This window comes from Nocardia sp. Tas62D01 (genome assembly GCF_055232035.1).
Window position 1 is genome coordinate 110,826 of record NZ_JBUYUZ010000001.1, and the last position, 18,631, is coordinate 129,456.

An 18,631-nucleotide genomic window follows, 5' to 3' on the forward strand; every position below is an offset into this window, starting at 1 on the left:
GCTATCCATGACGCGCTGCCAGCACTGTCGGGCCGCGAGCTATCGTCGAATCATGCAGTACGCGATCTCGCTTCCGCAGCTTGTCCCCGACCAGGCGTTCCAGCCTGAGCAACTGCGGGCCTACCTGACCAGGGCCGAGGAACTCGGCTTCGAAAGCGCGTGGACGACCGAGCAGGTTCTCGGTTCGGAGGCCCACCTGAGCCCGATCGAGTTGCTAACCTTCGCCGCCGCCTGCAACGAGCGACTGCGACTCGGATGCGCGGTGTTCGTCACTCCGCTGCACAATCCGGTCCACCTCGCCAAGCGCGTCAGCACGCTGGACCAGCTCAGCCGCGGACGCCTCGAAATCGGCGTCGGCATCGGCGGCCGACAGCGGATGTTCTCCGCGTTCGACGTCGACCCCGGCGACAATCTCGTGACTCGCTTCAACGAGGGCCTACAGGCTATGAAGGCGCTCTGGACCCTGCCGACGGTCGACATCGACGGACAGTTCTGGCAGCTGAAGGGCGCCTCCATGGAGCCGAAGCCGTTCCAGAAGCCCTACCCGCCACTGTGGTTCGGCGGCAGCACTCCCGCCGCGCTGCGCCGCGCGGTCCGGCACGGCAACGGATTCTTCGGCGCCGGATCGTCGACGACAGAGCAGTTCGCCGAGCAGGTCCGCACCGTGCGCGCCGCCCTTGCCGAAAGCGGTAGCGACACAGCGGATTTCCGCATCGCGAAACGCGTCTACATCGCCGTGGACAACGACACCGACCACGCGAAACAGCGCATGGCCGACACCCTCGTCGCCATCTACGGCGATTTCGGTAAGACCCTGCTGCCCGCCGCCGTCTGCGGCACGCCGGATGACTGCGTCCAGGGACTGCGCGACGTGGCCGCCGCCGGAGCCGAAATGACCCTGATCAACCCGCTTTTCGACGAGGCGGCGCAGATGGAGCGACTCGCGACCGAGGTATTGCCACATCTCGCCTGACCGCGGCGAGGGAACCGTCAGGTGTTGTTGGACGGGTGGCTCGCGGTGAGCTGCGGGTTGCGTTCGACGACGGGTTCGAGGATCTCATCGATGGCCTTCAGCAGGTCGGTGTCGAGTCGCTTGCCCGCGGCCGCGGCGTTCTCGGTGACCTGTTCGCGACGGGAGGCGCCGATGATCGCGGCGGAGACATTGGGATTCTGCAGCACCCAGGCCACGGCGAGCTGCGCGAGCGAGAGGCCCGCCTGCTCGGCAAGCGGTCGCAGCTGCTGGACGCGTTCGAGCACGTCGTCGCGCAGCCAGCGACCGACGAAGCTGGCCCCGCCCTTCTCGTCGGTCGCCCGCGACCCCTTCGGCGGCCGCTTGCCCGGCTGATATTTGCCGGTGAGCACGCCCTGCAGGATAGGTGACCACACGATCTGGCCGATGCCGAGTTCCTCGGAAGTGGGGACGACCTCGGCTTCGATGACGCGCCAGAGCGCGTTGTACTGGGGTTGGTTGGAGATCAGCGGTATCCGGAGTTCGCGGGCCAGCTGATGCCCGGCGCGCAGCTGGTCGGCGGTCCACTCCGAAACGCCGATGTACAGCGCCTTGCCGGAGCGGACCACATCGGCGAACGCCTCCATCGTCTCATCCAGCGGCGTGGAATGGTCATACCGGTGCGCCTGGTAGAGATCGACGTAATCGGTGCGCAGCCGACGCAGCGAACCATCTATCGATTCCAGGATGTGCTTGCGTCCCAGCCCTTTATCGTTCTGCCCGGTGCCGGTGGGGAAGTACACCTTCGTGAAGATCTCCAGCCCCGACCGACGCTCAGCCTGCAGTGCGCGTCCCATGACCTCCTCGGCCCTGGTCTCCGCATAGACATCGGCCGTATCGAACGTGGTGATCCCGATATCCAGCGCGGCGCGAATGCAAGCCCGCGCCGCGTCCTGCTTCACCTGGGATCCGTGCGTCAGCCAGTTTCCATAGGCGATTTCACTGATCATCAGGCCGCTACGGCCGAGCCTGCGGTATTCCATCGGTGCTCCTTTGGTCCGGGCCGGCCCTATCTCGGGCAACGGTTCAGGTCAGCTTCCGAGGATAGGCGCTGAACCCGTAGCCGGGGGCCGCAGCAACCGGCTGCGCGCCGCTTCGGTTCAGACCTTGCGGGCGACGCCGCCGAAGGCGCCGGACTGTTCGGGGTCGGCGGCGATGTCGTCCGGGTTGTCGGGCCGCCACAGCGGCAGGTGGACAAGGCCGGGTTCGACCAGCGACCAACCGTCGAAATAGGCGGTGATCTCGTCCTTGGATCGCAGCACGATCTCGGTCGAGGTGCGGCCGGACAGTTTCTGCGCCTCCAAGACCTCGGTGGGTTGTCCATCAGAGGTGGCGTGCGTGATCGCGAGGAAGCTGCCGGGGGCGACCGCGTCCCGCAGGCCGGCCACGCAGCCTGCCGGGTCGGCCTCGTCCGCCACGAAATGCAGCACACCGAGCAGCAGCACAGCTACCGGCTTCTCGAAGTCGATCAGCTGTGTCACCTGCGGGTCGGCCAGGATGGTTTCGGGACTGCTGATGTCGGCCTGGATCACCGCGGTGCGCGGATCGCCGTCCAGGATGGCGCGACTATGCGCGACCGCGACCGGGTCGATGTCGACATAGGCCACGCGCGCCGACGGGTCGCGGCCCTGAGCCACTTCGTGCACGTTGCCGACCGTCGGGATGCCGGATCCGATGTCGAGGAACTGGTCGATCCCGGCGTCGACGAGGAACCGCACACAGCGGCGCAACATGTCCCGGTTCGCGCGCATGGTCTCGGCGACATTCGGGGTGAATGCCTCGATCTGCCGCGCCAAATGCCGGTCGATCTCGAAATTGTGCATGCCGCCGACGAAATAGTCGTAGACCCTGGACGCGCTGGGGCGATCCAGATCAATACCTTCGGGAGCCCAACTCGGTCTGGTCATGAATCCTGAAACCCTCTCGTACCGCCCATATTTCGGCCACACCCGCACAACGACACGGAAGCGCTGCCATCGTATCCCAGCGGTAGGTGCGGCGCCGTGGTTCACGCGCCGCCGCCAGCGGAGCTAGGATCAGCACCCATGGGTTGGGATGCCGGGCCCGGATCAGATGATGACGGCCCGTACACCGACCTGACCGCCCGCTGGACGGCCGCGCTCGGTGGAGGGACTCGCGATCATGTGGTGCCGATGAGCGCGGCAGAAGCGCGCATGCTGTTGACCGGGCTGGCCCACGAACTCGAAACCGCCGCCCGCACACGGGAACCGACCGGCCGGGTTGCCGAGCTCGGCGCCGAGCTGGCCCAGGCGCATTTCGTCGGGGACGAAGTACTCGGCCGCACCATCGCGGTGCTCTGCGCACATTTCGCCGAAGCGGGCACCGCCTCGTCAGATCGGCTGGCCGAGCTACTCGGGGCCTTTACCAACGGCTACCTCCGCGCGTTCCGGGCATGGCTGCTTGCCGAGCAGGAAAGCGTCCGCGCCGCCGAAATCGCCGCCCGCGGCGCCGTCGAGGAGCAACTGCGTGCCAGCGAGGCACGGCTGCGTGCAGTGTTCACCCAGGCCGGGATCGGCACCGGGCTTTCGGATATGACCGGCCGGATCATCGAGGTCAACACCGCGTTCGCCAGCATGCTCGGCTACCAGCCCGCCGAAATGTACGAGCTCGAGGTCACCGATCTGGTGCACCCCGACGACGATCCCGGCATGTGGGACCTCTACCTGGCGTTTCTGCGCGGTGACCACGACAACGTGCAACTCGAGAAGGCCTACCGGCATCGCGACGGCCACACCGTGTGGACCAACCTCAACGTCTCACTCATCAGGGATGAGCGCGGCCAACCGCAATACACGCTGGTGCTGGTGGAGGACATCTCCGAGCGGCGCGCACTACGGGAACGACTGCACTACCGCGCCCACCACGATCAACTGACCGGTCTACCGAACCGGTCCCGTTTCATCGACGCGCTCACCGCCGCATTCGGCGACGCCAACTCCACATTCGGGCTCTGCTACGTCGATCTCGACCATTTCAAGATGGTCAACGACACCTTCGGACATGCGGTCGGCGACGAACTGCTCATGCAGGCCGCCGCCCGCCTCAGCGACTGCGCCACCCGGCCCGGCCAGCTGGTGGCCCGCATGGGCGGCGACGAATTCGTCATCCTGGTCCCACAATTCAGCGGTTCCGACACGGTCGCCGAGCTCGCCCAGACCGTGCTCGACGCCTTCGCCCGGCCATTCGATATTCGTGGCCACCACCTGACCGTCACCGCCAGCATCGGCGTGATGGACGGGCGCAGTGAGCACACCACCGCCGACGAGTTGCTCCAGGCGGCCGACACCACCATGTACTGGGCCAAGGCCGCGGGCCGTGGGCGCTACGCGGTATTCGACGCCGACCGTGGCCGACAGGAGCACACCCGTTCCGAATTGTCGGCGGCCATGCCCGCCGCATTGATACGCGGCGAGTTATTCCTCGACTATCAGCCGATCGTCGCCCTGACCGATCAGCGGATGACGGCCGTCGAAGCGCTGGTGCGCTGGCGACATCCCGAACTCGGGGTCCTCACCCCGGCCCAGTTCGTCGACCTCGCCGAAGACAACGGCCACATCGGGGCGCTGGGCGCGCTGGTCCTCGAACGCGCCTGTCGCGACAGCCGCGACTGGCAGGACCGGTATCCCGATCACATGCCGATCGTCAGCGTGAATGTGTCCGCCGCCGAGGTCGCCGACCCCACCTGGCTGGATCGGGTACAACAGGTCATCGTCGAGACCGGCATCCCGCCGGACCGGCTTCAACTCGAACTGACCGAGCGCGCGTTCATGCACACCTCCGGGCGGCCGCTGCAGGCGTTGCGCACCCTGGCGGAATCCGGTGTCCACATCGCCATCGACGACTTCGGCACCGGCTACTCCAATCTGGCCTATCTCGGCCAACTCCCGCTCGACGTGGTGAAACTCGCGGGTCCCTTCATCCGGTGCATCCGAGCACCCGACACGCCCAGCGCCACCGACCTGCTGGTCCTGGAATCAATCATCGAACTCACCCACGCACTCGGATTCACCGTCACCGCCGAATGCGTCGAGACGCCGCACCAAGCCAGCCGCCTGCGCGACCTCGGCTGCGACACCGCCCAGGGCTGGCTGTTCCACCGCCCCATGCCTGCCCACCAGGTAACCGACCTGCTCGCGGGTCGAGCACCGACTCCGCCGCACAGCGCGGCGCACTCCTGAGGTGAGTGCGCGGCGCAGCCGTCGGGTGGCGGACCGAATCAGGAAGCCGATCGGCACGGTGAAGATGTAGACCAGTCGGGTATAGGGCCAGATGCCGATCACCGTGAGCACCACCAGGGCGCGGGTCTGGTAGATGAGCGGCGCGTGCGCCATCAGATCGGGCTCCGGGTCGGCGGTGAACAGGCTGTGGAACCAGACGAACAACGCTGTGCGCGACTGATAGTTGTCGGGTTCGAACAGGATTGCCATGCCGGTCAGCAGTCCCACGGCCAGCACCGGAAGCACCACCCTGTCGCTCCACCCGGTGACGGCCGTCGTGGTCGGCGCGATCCAGGTCAACAGGATCGCCGCACCCACGAATGCGGCCATCGCCGCGACGACCTCGATGCTCACCAATGAGAGGTGGTAGACGGTTTCGGGCATCATGGCCGACTGGGTGCGATCCCCCGGGACCAGCAACTCCGCCAGATGAGCCATGATTTCGGCCAGCATGCCGCCACGGAACAGTCCGCGGCCCAACCGCTGCACACGGTCCTCATCACGCGCCGGAGTCGCGAATCGGTCGTGCCGAAAACGCCAGACGTGGCCGAGAACGAACGAGACGAAGGCCAGGTACGGCAATACCAGCCACGGTAGTTGATCCACCGGTACCTCCTCTTACAGTGCGTCGAAACCGCCCCGCGAGCACTCGCGAACCGGCAATCGAGGCCTAACGCGCACCGCCGAAGCCGCCCAATCGCCGAGAGGTCGAACTACCCGGATGGTCGAACTACTCTGCGGCGTCCGACAATACGCCGATCACGACGAATTCCGGATGTCGATGAGCAGGCGAATCGCATCCAGTTGCCGGTGACACAGTCCAGCATGTAGTCGGCGTCGGTGGGGCTGCTCGCATATATTCATTGTCAAGTATATACGTGATAAGGTATGTTCAAAAAGTGATGGACGCTCGTTGGACCGCACTTGCCGAACCGCATCGTCGAGCGATGCTCGAGGTGCTGCGGGTTCGTCCTCGTCCGGTGGCCGAGCTGGTGGAAACGCTGGGTTTCAGCCAGCCAATGGTGTCCAAGCATCTGAAGGTGCTGCGGGAAGCGGGCTTGGTACAGGTTCGCAAGCACGCGCAGCAGCGCATCTACGCGATCGACCCCGACGGATTGGCCGAGTTGGACACCTGGCTGCAGCCGTATCGGCGGCTGTGGAACGACAGCCTCGACGCTTTGGGTCGCCATCTCGACAGTCGAACCGGCACAGACCGAGGAAAGGATTCACCGTGACCGACTACGGAACCTTCACAGAGTACGACGGCCGCCCGGCGGTGCGCTTCCAGCCCAGCTACCCGCACCCGATTCAACGGGTGTGGTCCGCGATCACCGAAACGGAGGAACTCCGACACTGGTTCCCCGCCACCGTGACCATGCAGCAGCAAGCGGGCGGTGTCGTCGAATTCTCCGACGATCCCAATATCGACCCGAGCATCGGGAAAGTCCTGGTGTTCGAGCCACCACGACGGCTGGCCTACAGCTGGGGTGGCGACGAACTGCACTTCGAGCTGGAGCCCGTCAACGGACAGCACACCACGCTCACCATGATCAACGTGCTCGACGCGAAGAACACCGCCGCGCGCAACGCGGCCGGATGGACGGTGTGCCTCGCGGAACTCGACAAACACCTCGCCGGCCAACCCACCGCAGGACCACACAGCGACACCGCCGAGCCCTGGCAACCGCACTACGACGCCTACGTCGCCGCCGGGATGCCCTCGGGCGCGGAAATTCCCGGCGCCCGCGTCGACTGACCACCGGCGTCAGATCGTTTGTGCCGAATCGGCATTGACCAAGGCGAGCAGAAACGCCTCCGGCACGTCGGGCCAGTCGTGGTGCCACCGGCCCGCGATCTGGTCCGCGTGCAGCGCCGCCAGCGTCGACACCACGTGCGGTCCGCCGTCGAGTAGATAGCGGACCGACCCGAGTTCGGCGCACTGCGCGGTAACCGCGGCCAGCAACGCCTTCGCCGCATCGAGTCGGTCGGCCGCGGCCAGACAGGCGACCAGCATGCGGCGTGCCTTCAGCAGTTCCCTTGGACGATCCATTGTTTCGAGCCGATGCACCCACTCCTGCGCCCAAGCGCAGGCAAGTTCGGTGGTGTCCGGCAACTCTTCGGCAAGCAGCAGCCGGATCGCGGTGAATTCCTCGTACAGCACGGTGAATTCGTCTATCGGGTCGACAGGCGTGCGGCGGTTGCGGTAGTCGACCACCGGCAGCGGACCGAACTCGGGATGCGGTGGCAACCCTAGCCGCAGCCGCTCGTTCTCCACCTCGGCACGCAAGCGCGGCAACGACATCGACCGTGCGACGCGGGCACCCTCATTCAGCCTGCGAATGGCGGCCGCGCGGTCCCCACGCAGCAATTTGATGCGGGCACCGACCACATAGCGGGCCAGTTTGAAGTCGACGACACCCGCCTCGGGTCCCAGCTTGTACCCCTCGTCCAGTAGCCGTTCGGCCTCCACGATCTCGCCCCGCTCGTAGAGCAGTTCGCCGAGCAGCGATCCGGCCAGCCGCGCGCCGTAGGAGTGGCTGCCGCCGGACTGCTTTGCCACCTTCATCGCCCTACGGAAATACTGCTCCGCCCTAGCGATGTCGAGTTGCAGGCTGGCGCCTAGTCCGAGGAAGCACAATCCGATGACCTTGTTGTAATAGCCCTTGTTTCGCCGCATGTACGATGCGGACCACTCCTGAATGCGCAGCGCCTCGTCGAAGTCGTAGCGATAGCCCGCGGCGAAGCTCGCGACATTCGCGCCGATGGCCACCACATACGGTGACAGTTCGTCGGCCCGGGCGAAACACGGCGCCAGCATGTCCTCGATACCCGCCAGCACGTCCGCACGCACGGTCACCACCGCGTGCACCACACCCGCTTCGGCGCGCAGCCGCGCCGTCACGGCTTCGTCGAGACCGTCCCGATCCAACGTCGACTCCGCAAGCCGCAGTGCGCGTTCCGCGGGACCGGCGCGATGCAGCAGGATGTTCGCCCACGCCAGATCCAGCTGCAGCCGCGGATGCGTCTCGATGATCGTGGCGGGCAGTTTGCCCACCAAACCGATGAGGCTGGCCATCTGCCCGTATTCCAGCAGCGACATGCCGTCCTGTTCGACGATCTCGACGGCGCGCTGCTCGTCACCGGCCAGCAGCGCGTGATCGACCGCTTCGCTGACGTTTCGATGCTCGGCGAACCACTGCGAGGCCCTCCGGTGCAACTCGGTAATCCGCTCGGGCCGATCACGTTCGAGCCGCTGCTGCAGAAATTCCTGGAACAGGTGGTGATAGCGGAACCACTGCCCGTCATCGAGCCTGCGCAGGAACAGGTCCTGCTGCTCGATCTGCTCGAGCAGCCCCTGCCCGTCGGCCACGCCGGTGAGCGCCGACGCTAGTTCGCCGCAGGTGCGCTCGGTGATCGAGGTGGCGACCATGAAGTCGAGCGTCCCGGGTTCCAGCGTGTCGAGGACGTTTTCGGCCAGGAATTCACTGATGGCGTGGTGGCGGCCGGTCAGGTAACCGATCAGCGCGCCGGGATCGTCGCTGCCGCGCAGCGACAGCGACGCGAGTTGCAGGGCCGCGACCCAGCCGCCGGTCGATTCGGTGAGATCCTCGACATCGCTGCGATCCAGATCCAGTCCACCCAGCTCGACCAGGAAGGTCTGGGCCTCGTCGACATCGAAACGCAGTGCGGCGGTACCGATTTCGACCAGCTCGTCCCTTGCCCGCATGGAGCTCATCGGCAGCCCGGTTTGCTGACGGCTTGTCACCACGGTTTGCAGTGCGGGACTGCAACATTCGATCAGAAAGCGCAACCCGCTGGTGGTCGCTGGATCGGACACCCGGTGCCAGTCATCGATCACGACGATCAACTGCTCACCACGCCGATCGATATCGTTGATCAACGAGGTCAATACGAACCGCTCGGCCTCATCGCCGTGCTCCTCCAGCAGCTCGCCGAGTTCCTGTGCCAGCGAGGGACGCACCGCGCGAATGGCCTCGATCAGGTGCGACAGGAACCAGACGACATTGTTGTCGTCGTGATCGACGGTCAGCCACGCCACCGCGGCCCCGTCGGCGGTCAGGACCTCGCACCACTGCGCGGCAAGCGTGCTCTTGCCGAACCCGGTGGGGCCGTGGATGACCGCCAGCCGACGGCCGCGCCCCTGCCGCAGCAATTCGAGCAACCGCGCCCGCTCGACCAATGCCCGGGTTGGCGCCGGCGGCCGCAACCGCGTCGCGGGAACCGGTGGCGACGTCGATCGCGTGGCACGCAGGCCCGAGGTGCGACGACGAGCTGACGCGGTCGGTGTCGCCGACGGGCGGTGTCCGACCGGTTCGGAGGCCGTCAACGGAATCGGCATCTCGTCGGGTGAAAGCCCGTACCGGTCTTGGATCTCACGCAGCATCTCACCGAATTCAGCTGCGGTGGTGGGCCTTTCGCCCCGATCGCGGGACATCGCACGCTCGATCGCCGCCGTCACGTCGCCGGGCAGCCCCGCATCGCTCAGATCCGGTATCGGCTGCTTGGTGATGCGGAGGAACTGCGCGACCAGGTGCTCGCCGCTGCGCCGCTCGAACACGGCATGACCGGTGCCCGCGCAGAACAGCGTGGAGGCGAGGCTGTAGATATCGGCCGTCACGTCCGGGGTGTGGCCCTGCAGGACCTCCGGTGCGGTGAAGGCGGGCGAACCGGTGACGGTGCCCGCGGTCGTCTCGAAACCACCCACCAGTCGCGCGATCCCGAAGTCGGCGAGCTGCGGCTCACCGTATTCGGTCAGCAAGATGTTGCCGGGTTTCACGTCACGGTGCAGCATGCCGCGCCGATGCGCGGTCTCCAGCGCACCCGCGATCTTCACGCCGATATGCAGCACGTCCTGCCAGCCGATCGGGCCGTGGTCCTGGATCCGGCCGTCCAGCGATCCATGTGGGTGATACGGCATGACGATGTAGGGCCGACCGGTCCCGGTGGATCCCACTTCGAACACGCTGACGATGTTCGGATGACCGGACAGTTTGCCCATGGCAAGCTGCTCACGAACAAATCGTTCGAGGTTCTCCGATTCGAGGTCGGCGGTGAGCACCTTGATCGCTACCGTGCGATCGAGCGCGGGCTGAAAACACCGGTACACCACCCCGAATCCGCCCCGACCGATCTCCGTGGCTTCGGTGAACCCGGCAGCATCGAGCTCCGCCGCGAACCCTGTGGTCAGGTCGCGGTGCGTGGAAAGCGGATCGAACTGCGCCACGACGCCCCCGATACAACTACCAGCCAGTTACCACGAGCATATTCCCGTGGCCGGGTTTGTGCGTCCACTGCGCGAGATGCGGTGGCAGCCGACCGGTCTCGGGCACCGGCGTCGGATCCGAACCAGGTCGTCATCGTCATGTGATGGCGGTGGCATTGGCCGATGAGCCGACGCCACCGATGAGATCGAGCGGTTTGACGGTCAGCAGGCATTCGTAGCGGTGGTCGGCGGCGCAGTCGCGCGCGAGTTCGTCGGCCGGAGAGTGCGCAGGATCGGGCCCTTGTTCCGTCCGCCCTGCTGGGTCTGTTCACAGCCGACCGGACACTGGACCCCACCGCACGCAGGGTACGGCTCAGTGATCCATCTCCAGGTCGTGCAGCAACCGAGGCCTGATCTCGCTCTTGAGTACCTTGCCGAGCTTGGACCGAGGCAGATCGGCCCAAACCTCCACCTGCTTGGGCGCTTTCACGCTGCCGACCAGTTCTCGCACGAAGACGCGGACCTCGTCTTCGGTGACATGCTGCCCGCCGTGCAGTTCGAGGACCGCGGTCACCCGCTCCCCCCATTTCTCGTCCGGCAGGCCGATCACCGCGCAGTCCCGGATCGCCGGATGCGTCATCAACGCCTGCTCGACCTCGGCGGAGTACACATTGAAACCACCGGTGATGATCATGTCCTTGGCGCGGTCGACGATGAACAGGTAGTTGGCGTCGTCGAGGTAGCCGATGTCCCCGGTGTGATGCCAGCCGTGCCGTGCGGCCTCGGCGGATGCCGCCGGATCTTTGTAATAGCCGGCCATGACCAGCGGGCTCCGGATGACGATCTCGCCGCGCTCCCCCGCACCCAGTAGGTTGCCCGCGCCGTCCATGATCGCCACGTGCACCAGCGGAGTCGGCCGCCCCGCCGAGGACAGCCGTTCACGCGCGAGGCTGCCGTCGGCGTGGAAATGATCCTTCGGCGCCATGGTCGAGATCATCATCGGCGCTTCGGTCTGTCCGAACAGTTGGCCGAGCACGGGCCCGATCCGCTCGATGGCCTGTTCGAGCCGCGCCGCGGACATCGGGGCCGCGCCGTACCAAAGGCATTGCAGGGACGTCAGATCCGTCGACGCGAGGCGGGGATGATCCAGCAGCATGTAGATCAAGGTCGGCGGCAGAAAGGTATGGGTGACCTGATGTCGTTCGAGCAGCCCGAGAAACTCCGAGAGCTCGGGCGCCCGCATGACGATGATCTCGCCGCCGAGCGCGAGCACCGGGAAACACAGCACGCCCGCGGCATGGGTCAGCGGCGCGAGTGCGAGGTATCTCGGTCGTTCCTCGAAGGGGTAGCTCATCAGGGTGAGCGCGGTCATCGTTTCGATGTTGTGGCCGGTCAGCATCACGCCTTTCGGGCGTCCGGTGGTGCCGCCGGTCCCGACGATCATGATCACGTCGTCGACCGGGTCCGCCTGCCGGGGTGCTGCGGGTACACCGTCGAGCCACTGTTGGAACGGCGTCGCCCCGGAGATCTCGCCATCGAGACAGATCAGTGTGGTGAGCTGCGGCAGCTCCGGCAGGATCTTGGTGACCAGCCCGGCAAACGCCTCCTGGACGATGAGGCAGGAGCAGTCGAAAAGGTCCAGCAGGTCCCGGTTTTCGCCCGCCTCGTTGCGCGGATTGATCGGACACCACACTGCACCAGCCCGGGCGATGCCGAAGACGCAGGAGAACGCGATCGGGTCGTTGCCGGACAGGATCGCCACTTTGTCCCCCGGCTGGACCCCGGACCGCGCCAGCGCCCCGGCCACCTGCCAGGACAACCGTTGCACCTCTAGATAGCTCAGTGAGACGCCGTCGGTGGTGAGGCAGGGCGAGAGCGGGCCGAGCGAGGCACCCTTGTCGAGATATTCGGTCAGCCGCACAGCGCCATCCTTACGTCGAGTGCCAATCCTGTTGCGGGCGAAGGGCTCCCGGTGGTGTACCGGGAGCCCTTCGTTGTCAGCTGTAGACGGTGTGAATCGGGTCGAGCACCAGCCCGAAAGTCTTGAGGACGCCGAGCAATTCGCGATGGCCGAAGGCCTGGCAGGCGGAGGCGAATCCGACCCGCTTGGGGGCCTGCTGCAGTAGCGAATATGCCGCGTACGCCTGCAGCAGTCCGGTCTGCTTGTAGTTGGAATTCCCGTGGATCACGCAGTGCGCGCGCCCGAGTGGACCCGAGGCGTGCACCGAGTCCAGCGACGTGTTGATCCGCGGGTTCTCCCTCGGCGGCATCTCGCTGCGTACCGCGGCGGCCTGCTCATGCAGCGCCTTGTACTTCTCCGCGTCCGACAGCCCTTCCAGCTGTTGGACAACGGCCTGCACGATCAGTGGAACGCCCTGCATGAGTTGCCGATCGAACACGCCACCGAGCGCCTTCACATTGGCCACCCGCGGATCGCGCCGGAACCACACCGGATGTGAGGTGCCGCCCCATGGTAGGGCGAGCCCGGTTTCGTGCTGGCCCGGCACGGTGACGTCGTACAGCCCGCCATCGGCAGGCCACTCGACATACCGATTCTGTTCCAGGTAATGGGCTTTCGACAGCGCGGCATTGACCAGGATGGTCCTGGTCGAGGCGACGGTCGGAAAGCCCTTCCAGAACACCAGGATGTCGAGGGTGTCCAGTCCTGGCGTCTCCAGGCAGATGTTCGCCGCGATCTCGCCGGTGGTGTACATCTGCGCGACGCCAGGCGAGAGCAGCAGCCCACGCTCCGCCATTCGGGCGCCGTAGGTTTCGTCGCAGTCGATCAACCAGTCCTGCTCGCCGGTGGTGTCGAGATAGTGCGTGCCCGCACGCACGCATGCCTCGACGACTTCGTGTCCGTACTGGGAGAACGGCCCGACGGTGTTGCAGACAACCTTTGCGCCGCTGAACAATTCGGTCAGCGACTCGACCTCGTGCGACACCTCGACCACGTCGTGCTCGACGGTTTCGATGCCGGGAATCTTGTCGAGCGCCTCCTGGGTGCGGCGCTTGTCCCGTCCGGCCGCGATGAAGGGGACATTGAATTCGCGGAGGTATTCGCAGATCAGCCGACCGGTATAGCCGGAGACCCCATATACGACAACAGGTTTCGTGGTGCTCATCTGAATCACATCCCCATTCCGCCGTCGACGGGAAGCCCGGCGCCGGTAATGAATCGAGCGGCATCGGAGGCCAGGAACACAACGGCGTCGGCGATCTCGGCGCCGACGCCGAGCCTGCCGAGCGGGGTCAAGCCGACGACCGCCCCGACGGCCTCCTCGGGGCCGGGGAATAGGCCGAGTGCCACAACGTCATTGGCGAGTCCGATGCCCATCTTGTTGGCCACGAGGCCGGGATATACGCAGTTGACCCGGACGCCGTAACCGAGCTTGCCGGATTCCATGGCCGCCACCCTGGTCAATCGATCGACGCCGGCTTTGGTCGCGGAATAACCCGCGATGCCGGGGAATGCGATGGTGGCGGCGACCGAGGAGATGTTGACGATCGCGCCACCGGCGCCAGCGGGACCGCCGGGCCGCATCGCCCGGAACGCGTGTTTGATGCCGAGCGCGGGACCGAGGAGGTTGACGTCGAGCATCGAGCGGACCCGATGCTCGTCGAGATCGGCCAGCAGTTCGGTGATTTCGATCCCGGCGTTGTTGACGAGGATGTCAAGGCCGCCCAGTTCGGCGATCGTGGCCGCGACGGCCGATTCCCAGCTCGCGTCGTCAGTCACATCGAGTGAAACGAACACCGCCCGCGCGCCCGACTGCTTCAGTGCGTCGGCGGTCGCGCGCCCGGCGTCTTCGTCGATATCGCCGATGACGACGCCCGCGCCCGCGCGGGCCAGCGCTTCGGCCATCTCCGCGCCTAGCCCCTGTGCACCGCCGGTCACCAGCGCGTTTCGTCCAGTCAGGTCATACACACCCATAGGGGATCTCCTCATTGAGATGAGCGACGGCGACCAAGTCGCCGATGGCGTCGAATGACGCATCGTTGTGATGCATGTCATAGACTACCGATTTCTTGACAGTCGTCAAGACTTTTTTGGACAGACGTCAAGACATTCGGTGCGTTCGTGGCGGGGCGGGATAGACTCGGTGGGAACTCGCACGATGCGAGGAAGTGTCAGCCGACAGGAAGATTCACCGTGACCGAGGTAACGGAGCGCAACCGTGACCGGATTTCGCGCCGACAGGTGGACAAGTTCGCCGAAAGGCGGGCTCAGCTGGCCGCGTCCACGCTGCAGACCCTGGCCGAACTCGGTTACGCCCGAACGAGTTTGCGGGAAATCGCGCAGAACTCCGAGTTCTCGCACGGCGTGCTGCACTACTACTTCAGCGACAAGGTCGACCTGCTCACGCAATCCGTGCGGCAGTACGAGGCTGCCTGCGTCACCCGCTACGACGAGGTGGTCACGACCGCGAACTCGGCCGCGGACCTGCAGCAGGGCTTCGCGGCTGCGATGACCACCACGCTGCGCACGGACGCGCTGATGCACCGGCTGTGGTACGACCTGCGCAATCAGAGCCTGTTCGAGGAATCGTTCCGCGCCGACGTATTGGAGATCGACCAGCGACGCGAAGAGATGATCTGGCGCATCGTCGCGAAGTACGCCGAGTTGACCGGGCTACCGCTCGCCGTCACGCCGCCGGTGGCCTACGCGACGTTCGACGGCCTGTTCCAGCAGGCACTGCTGCACTATCTGGCGGGCCGCGACGAGGCCGTCGGCGAGCTCGATCTCAACGCGCGAGAGGCGTTGGCGCGCTCGGTGATCCACGGTTCCGTCGCGGGCTGACCGCCGTCGACTCAGGACCGACACCCGCGGGGATTACCCGGCCAACAGTTTCTTCTGAACCTTGCCCATCGCGTTGCGTGGCAGTGCTTCGACGACATGGATCTGGCGGGGGCGTTTGTGGAACGACAGCAGATTCTCCAGAAAGGTGGCGATCGACGTGGTGTCGGTGATGTCGCCGACGATATACGCGACCACCCGCTGGCCCAGATCGGCGTCGGGCGCGCCGATTACGGCCGCTTCGCGGATGCCGGGATGGGCCAGCAGGGCCTGCTCGATCTCTCCGGCGCCGATTCGGTAGCCGCCGGATTTGATCAGGTCGACCGATTCTCGCCCGACCATGCGATGGAATCCTTGGTCGTCGATGACGGCGATGTCGCCGGTGCGGAACCAACCGTCGTCGGTCATCGATTCCGCGGTCTTGTCGGGTTGCGCGAGGTATCCGTCGAACAGTGTGGCTCCGGTGACCTGCAGCTGGCCCAGGCTCTGACCGTCGTGCGCGACCGGGTTGCCGTGCTCGTCACGCACTCGGGTACCGACGCCGGGCAGCGGCAACCCGACCCATCCCGGCCGACGCTCACCTCGATACCGGGTGCTCACAGTGATGATCGTTTCGCTCATGCCATAGCGTTCGATCGGCGCGGCTCCGCTCAAGGTGCTGAGACGGTCGAAGATCGGAACCGGGAGCGGCGCGCTGCCGGAGACCAGGAGCCGAGCTGAGCTGAGTTCCCTTGCGGCCGAGGGCTGTTCACAGATCCGCGACCAAATGGTTGGCACGCCGAAATACAACGAGCCCGACGCCGCGGCATATGCCTCGGGTTTCGGTCGCACGGTGTGGATCAGCGGGGAGCCCACCCGCAGGGCGCCGAGGACACCGAGGACAAGTCCGTGCACATGAAACAGCGGAAGTCCGTGCACGAGAGTGTCTTCGGAGTTCCATTCCCATATGCTGCTCAGCGCGTCGAGGCAGTTGGCGATCGCGGTTCGGGACAGGAGCACCCCTTTCGGGGCGCCGGTCGTCCCCGAGGTGTACATGATCAGCGCGATGTCGGAGGCCGAAGGCTCGGGGTGGGTCGAGGCCGCGCGAGCGTGGCGGTCGATCGGTACGACGGGCAGCGTGACGTCGTCGAGTCGCGCACCTACCCAGAGCTGGGCCGCGGAGTCGGCGAGGATGTGGTGCCGCTCGGCGGGACCGGCATCGGAGGGGACCGGGACTACCGCGGCGCCGGCCATCAGGCATCCGACGACGCCGATGATGGTTTCGACGGTGGGCGTCGCGTTGATCGCGACACGTTCGGCTCCGGCGATATTGTCGGCGACGGCCGCTGCGGCGGCGTGGAGATCGGCGCGCGAGAGGCTGTCCGCGCCGATCGTGACGGCGGCCGGGTGGTCGGCGGCGGCCGGGTCGGCCAGCGAGGTGAGCAGGGCGGAGTGGTGGAAAGTCATGGCGATGTGACCCTTTCAGTCCGGCAGGACTCGGTTGCGGGTTTCGGGTACCAACAGCAGGAGCAACAGGCCGAGGACGAAGGCGATCGATGTCGCCGCCGGCCGGCGCGCCGAAAGACCCCAGAAATGCATTGCGTTGGGTCCGGGTCATCAATGTTCGCGCGGCGGTCGGACTGTCGTGCCCGTCGGCTTCGACGGGGATCGCTGAGTGCTGTCACGGTTACGGCCCTTCATCAATCGGTCCACATAATGGACCGCTGGGCTACAATGTGGTCCGTAGACCATATGAGGCGGCTCACAGTCCGTCAAGAAGGGGAAAGATGAACAGTGTCCTGACCGCGTTGCGGGTGTTCGAGGAGGTTGCCGCGCAGCAACCCGCGGGCCTGAGCGAACTTGCGCGTCGACTCGACGTGCCCAAGAGCACCGTGCAGCGCTGTTTGAAGACCCTCGCCGAGGCGGGCTGGGTGCGTAACGCTCCCGGCAACCCCAGTCAATGGGTGATCACCGGCAGAGCGTTCAGCATCGGCAGCGTTCTCGCCTCGGGGCCGCGCCTGCGTGAGGTCGCCCTCCCGATCCTCAACGAGCTACAGGCCGAGACCCAGGAGACGATCCACCTGGCCGTACCCGACGGCAATGAGCTCGTGCTGATCGAGCGCTTGGACAGCCCTCATCAGTTGCGAGCATTTCTCCCGCTGGGAACCCGGCTACCGCTGCACGCCGCCTCCAACGGCAAGGCGTACCTCGCCTCGCTGGATGACGCCGTCATCGAAACGCTTCTGCGCGACGGCCTTTCGCAGGTCACCGATCACACCCTTACCGACCCCGATGCCCTTCGCCGCGAGATCGCCACCATCCGAGAGCGCGGCTATGCCGTGACCGACCAGGAACTGCACGACGGCATCACGGCCATCGCCGTCGCGCTGCATCTCCGCGGCGGCCACGCCGTCGCCAGCTTCAGCATCTCCGGCCCGAGCTCGCGACTCACCCCGGATCTCTACGAGGACTACGGCGGGAAAGCGCTCGCGGCGAAATCGCGGATCGAGCGCTTCCTCTCCGAATAGACCAGCATCAGTTCCGTTCTATCCGCGATGAGCGGTCATAGTCGGCGTGCCCGGGCGATACCTTGGATAGCGTGCAGCCTGCCGTCGGAGAGGGCGATGGTGAGGTTCTTCATCTTCTCGGTGAAGTTGGTGTTGAAGACGTGCAGCCCGAGAGGGTTGGGCGGCATGGCCAGTATCGCCTGCATCGCGGTGGATGCCTGTTCGGTGAGATCGTTCCACTGTTCGATCTCGAATCCCGATGCTTCGACGATGCCGCGCAACTGGTCCGAATCGACCAGATGACTCAGTCGGGGATCGTCGGCCCAGGGCAGTGGATAGTCGGGTTCGGCGAGCTCGCCGGCGGTGATATCCCAGATGGCGAGCAGGCCTCCGTCGACCAATACGCGGCGGGCCTCCCGGTAGAGGCGCTGCTTGTCTGTGATGTTCATTTGTACGTGCTGGCTGAACACGACCTGGTACGCAGTATCGGCAAAGGGCAGTTCGGTGACGTCGCCCTGGTGAACGGCGATTCGGTCGTCGAGCCCGACCAGGCGATTGAGCCATCGGGCCGTGCCGCAGTAGTCCTCGGTGAGATCTACGGCGGTCACTCGACACCCAAACCGGTCGGCGATATAGCGGGCCGTGCCGCCGATACCGCTGCCGGCGTCGAGTACCTCGGTGTCGGGGCCGAGGCCGGCGATATCGACCAATCGGCTCGTGGCGAAGCGACCCATGGTGTGAAAGTCTTCGAGCAGTGCCAGGTCCGCCAGCTGAAGGTCGTACAGGCTCTTGCCTGCGGCGACGAGGGCGTCCTCGATATTGCGGCGGGAGTCGCCGGCCGAATACTGGGAATGAATCAGCGTGTCGCTCATGTGC

14 protein-coding genes and 1 pseudogene are annotated in these 18,631 nt (G+C 65.8%); 6 read left to right on the plus strand and 9 right to left on the minus strand.

Translation table 11 applies throughout. From position 1 onward, the window contains the following. Positions 1 to 52 precede the first annotated feature (52 nt). Positions 53 to 973, plus strand: coding sequence for an LLM class flavin-dependent oxidoreductase (locus ACV7NQ_RS00595; RefSeq protein ID WP_463357776.1), 921 nt, complete (start codon positions 53 to 55; stop codon positions 971 to 973). A 17-nt stretch (positions 974 to 990) separates the two neighbouring features. Here ACV7NQ_RS00595 and ACV7NQ_RS00600 read toward each other — a convergent pair whose 3' ends face one another. Both ACV7NQ_RS00600 and ACV7NQ_RS00605 read right to left on the minus strand, forming a co-directional pair. Further along, a complete protein-coding gene (locus tag ACV7NQ_RS00600) occupies positions 991 to 1,992 on the minus strand; it encodes an aldo/keto reductase family protein (RefSeq protein ID WP_463357777.1) in 1,002 nt (333 codons plus the stop codon). A 117-nt stretch (positions 1,993 to 2,109) separates the two neighbouring features. After that, positions 2,110 to 2,916, minus strand: coding sequence for an SAM-dependent methyltransferase (locus tag ACV7NQ_RS00605; protein WP_463357778.1), 807 nt, complete (start codon positions 2,914 to 2,916; stop codon positions 2,110 to 2,112). 138 nt (positions 2,917 to 3,054) lie between these two features. Between ACV7NQ_RS00605 and ACV7NQ_RS00610 the strand changes: the two genes are divergently transcribed. Then, positions 3,055 to 5,208 (plus strand): putative bifunctional diguanylate cyclase/phosphodiesterase, encoded by a 2,154-nt coding sequence (locus ACV7NQ_RS00610; protein ID WP_463357779.1) that lies wholly within the window; start codon positions 3,055 to 3,057, stop codon positions 5,206 to 5,208. 39 nt (positions 5,209 to 5,247) lie between these two features. On the opposite strand, the pseudogene ACV7NQ_RS00615 reads toward ACV7NQ_RS00610, so the two are convergent. Next, positions 5,248 to 5,853: pseudogene (locus ACV7NQ_RS00615) on the minus strand (respiratory nitrate reductase subunit gamma); the annotation flags it as partial. A gap of 296 nt (positions 5,854 to 6,149) precedes the next feature. On the opposite strand from ACV7NQ_RS00615, the gene ACV7NQ_RS00620 reads away from it, so the two are divergent. Both ACV7NQ_RS00620 and ACV7NQ_RS00625 read left to right on the plus strand, forming a co-directional pair. Then, positions 6,150 to 6,482, plus strand: a complete 333-nt coding sequence (locus tag ACV7NQ_RS00620; protein ID WP_463365475.1) for an ArsR/SmtB family transcription factor — start codon at positions 6,150 to 6,152, stop codon at positions 6,480 to 6,482. Continuing rightward, positions 6,479 to 7,003, plus strand: coding sequence for an SRPBCC family protein (locus ACV7NQ_RS00625; RefSeq protein ID WP_463357780.1), 525 nt, complete (start codon positions 6,479 to 6,481; stop codon positions 7,001 to 7,003). The genes ACV7NQ_RS00620 and ACV7NQ_RS00625 overlap by 4 nt, the downstream gene beginning before the upstream one ends. Positions 7,004 to 7,012: 9 nt before the next feature. On the opposite strand, the gene ACV7NQ_RS00630 is transcribed toward ACV7NQ_RS00625, so the two are convergent. From ACV7NQ_RS00630 to ACV7NQ_RS00645, 4 genes are all read right to left on the minus strand, one after another. After that, the gene (locus ACV7NQ_RS00630; RefSeq protein WP_463357781.1) at positions 7,013 to 10,492 is read right to left on the minus strand and encodes a protein kinase domain-containing protein; all 3,480 of its coding nucleotides are present in this window, start codon (positions 10,490 to 10,492) and stop codon (positions 7,013 to 7,015) included. 352 nt (positions 10,493 to 10,844) lie between these two features. Continuing rightward, the gene (locus ACV7NQ_RS00635; protein ID WP_463357782.1) at positions 10,845 to 12,392 is read right to left on the minus strand and encodes an acyl-CoA synthetase; all 1,548 of its coding nucleotides are present in this window, start codon (positions 12,390 to 12,392) and stop codon (positions 10,845 to 10,847) included. 76 nt (positions 12,393 to 12,468) lie between these two features. Further along, complete coding sequence (locus tag ACV7NQ_RS00640; RefSeq protein WP_463357783.1) at positions 12,469 to 13,596, minus strand: DUF5938 domain-containing protein; 1,128 nt, start codon at positions 13,594 to 13,596, stop codon at positions 12,469 to 12,471. A gap of 5 nt (positions 13,597 to 13,601) precedes the next feature. Then, on the minus strand, positions 13,602 to 14,405 hold the full coding sequence (locus ACV7NQ_RS00645) for an SDR family NAD(P)-dependent oxidoreductase (protein WP_463357784.1): 804 nt from the start codon (positions 14,403 to 14,405) through the stop codon (positions 13,602 to 13,604). Between the two features lie 219 nt (positions 14,406 to 14,624). Here ACV7NQ_RS00645 and ACV7NQ_RS00650 point away from each other — a divergent pair, with 219 nt between their 5' ends. Continuing rightward, complete coding sequence (locus tag ACV7NQ_RS00650) at positions 14,625 to 15,272, plus strand: TetR/AcrR family transcriptional regulator (protein WP_463357785.1); 648 nt, start codon at positions 14,625 to 14,627, stop codon at positions 15,270 to 15,272. Positions 15,273 to 15,305: 33 nt separating this feature from the next. Here the strand turns inward: ACV7NQ_RS00650 and ACV7NQ_RS00655 are convergent, their stop codons facing one another. Continuing rightward, positions 15,306 to 16,715 carry an acyl-CoA synthetase gene (locus ACV7NQ_RS00655; RefSeq protein WP_463357786.1) on the minus strand — a complete coding sequence of 470 codons (1,410 nt, stop codon included), beginning with the start codon at positions 16,713 to 16,715 and terminating at the stop codon, positions 15,306 to 15,308. A gap of 320 nt (positions 16,716 to 17,035) precedes the next feature. Here ACV7NQ_RS00655 and ACV7NQ_RS00660 point away from each other — a divergent pair, with 320 nt between their 5' ends. Continuing rightward, complete coding sequence (locus tag ACV7NQ_RS00660; protein WP_463357787.1) at positions 17,036 to 17,776, plus strand: IclR family transcriptional regulator; 741 nt, start codon at positions 17,036 to 17,038, stop codon at positions 17,774 to 17,776. 35 nt (positions 17,777 to 17,811) lie between these two features. Here ACV7NQ_RS00660 and ACV7NQ_RS00665 read toward each other — a convergent pair whose 3' ends face one another. After that, positions 17,812 to 18,627 (minus strand): class I SAM-dependent methyltransferase, encoded by an 816-nt coding sequence (locus ACV7NQ_RS00665; RefSeq protein ID WP_463357788.1) that lies wholly within the window; start codon positions 18,625 to 18,627, stop codon positions 17,812 to 17,814. Between the last annotated feature and the right edge of the window lie 4 nt (positions 18,628 to 18,631).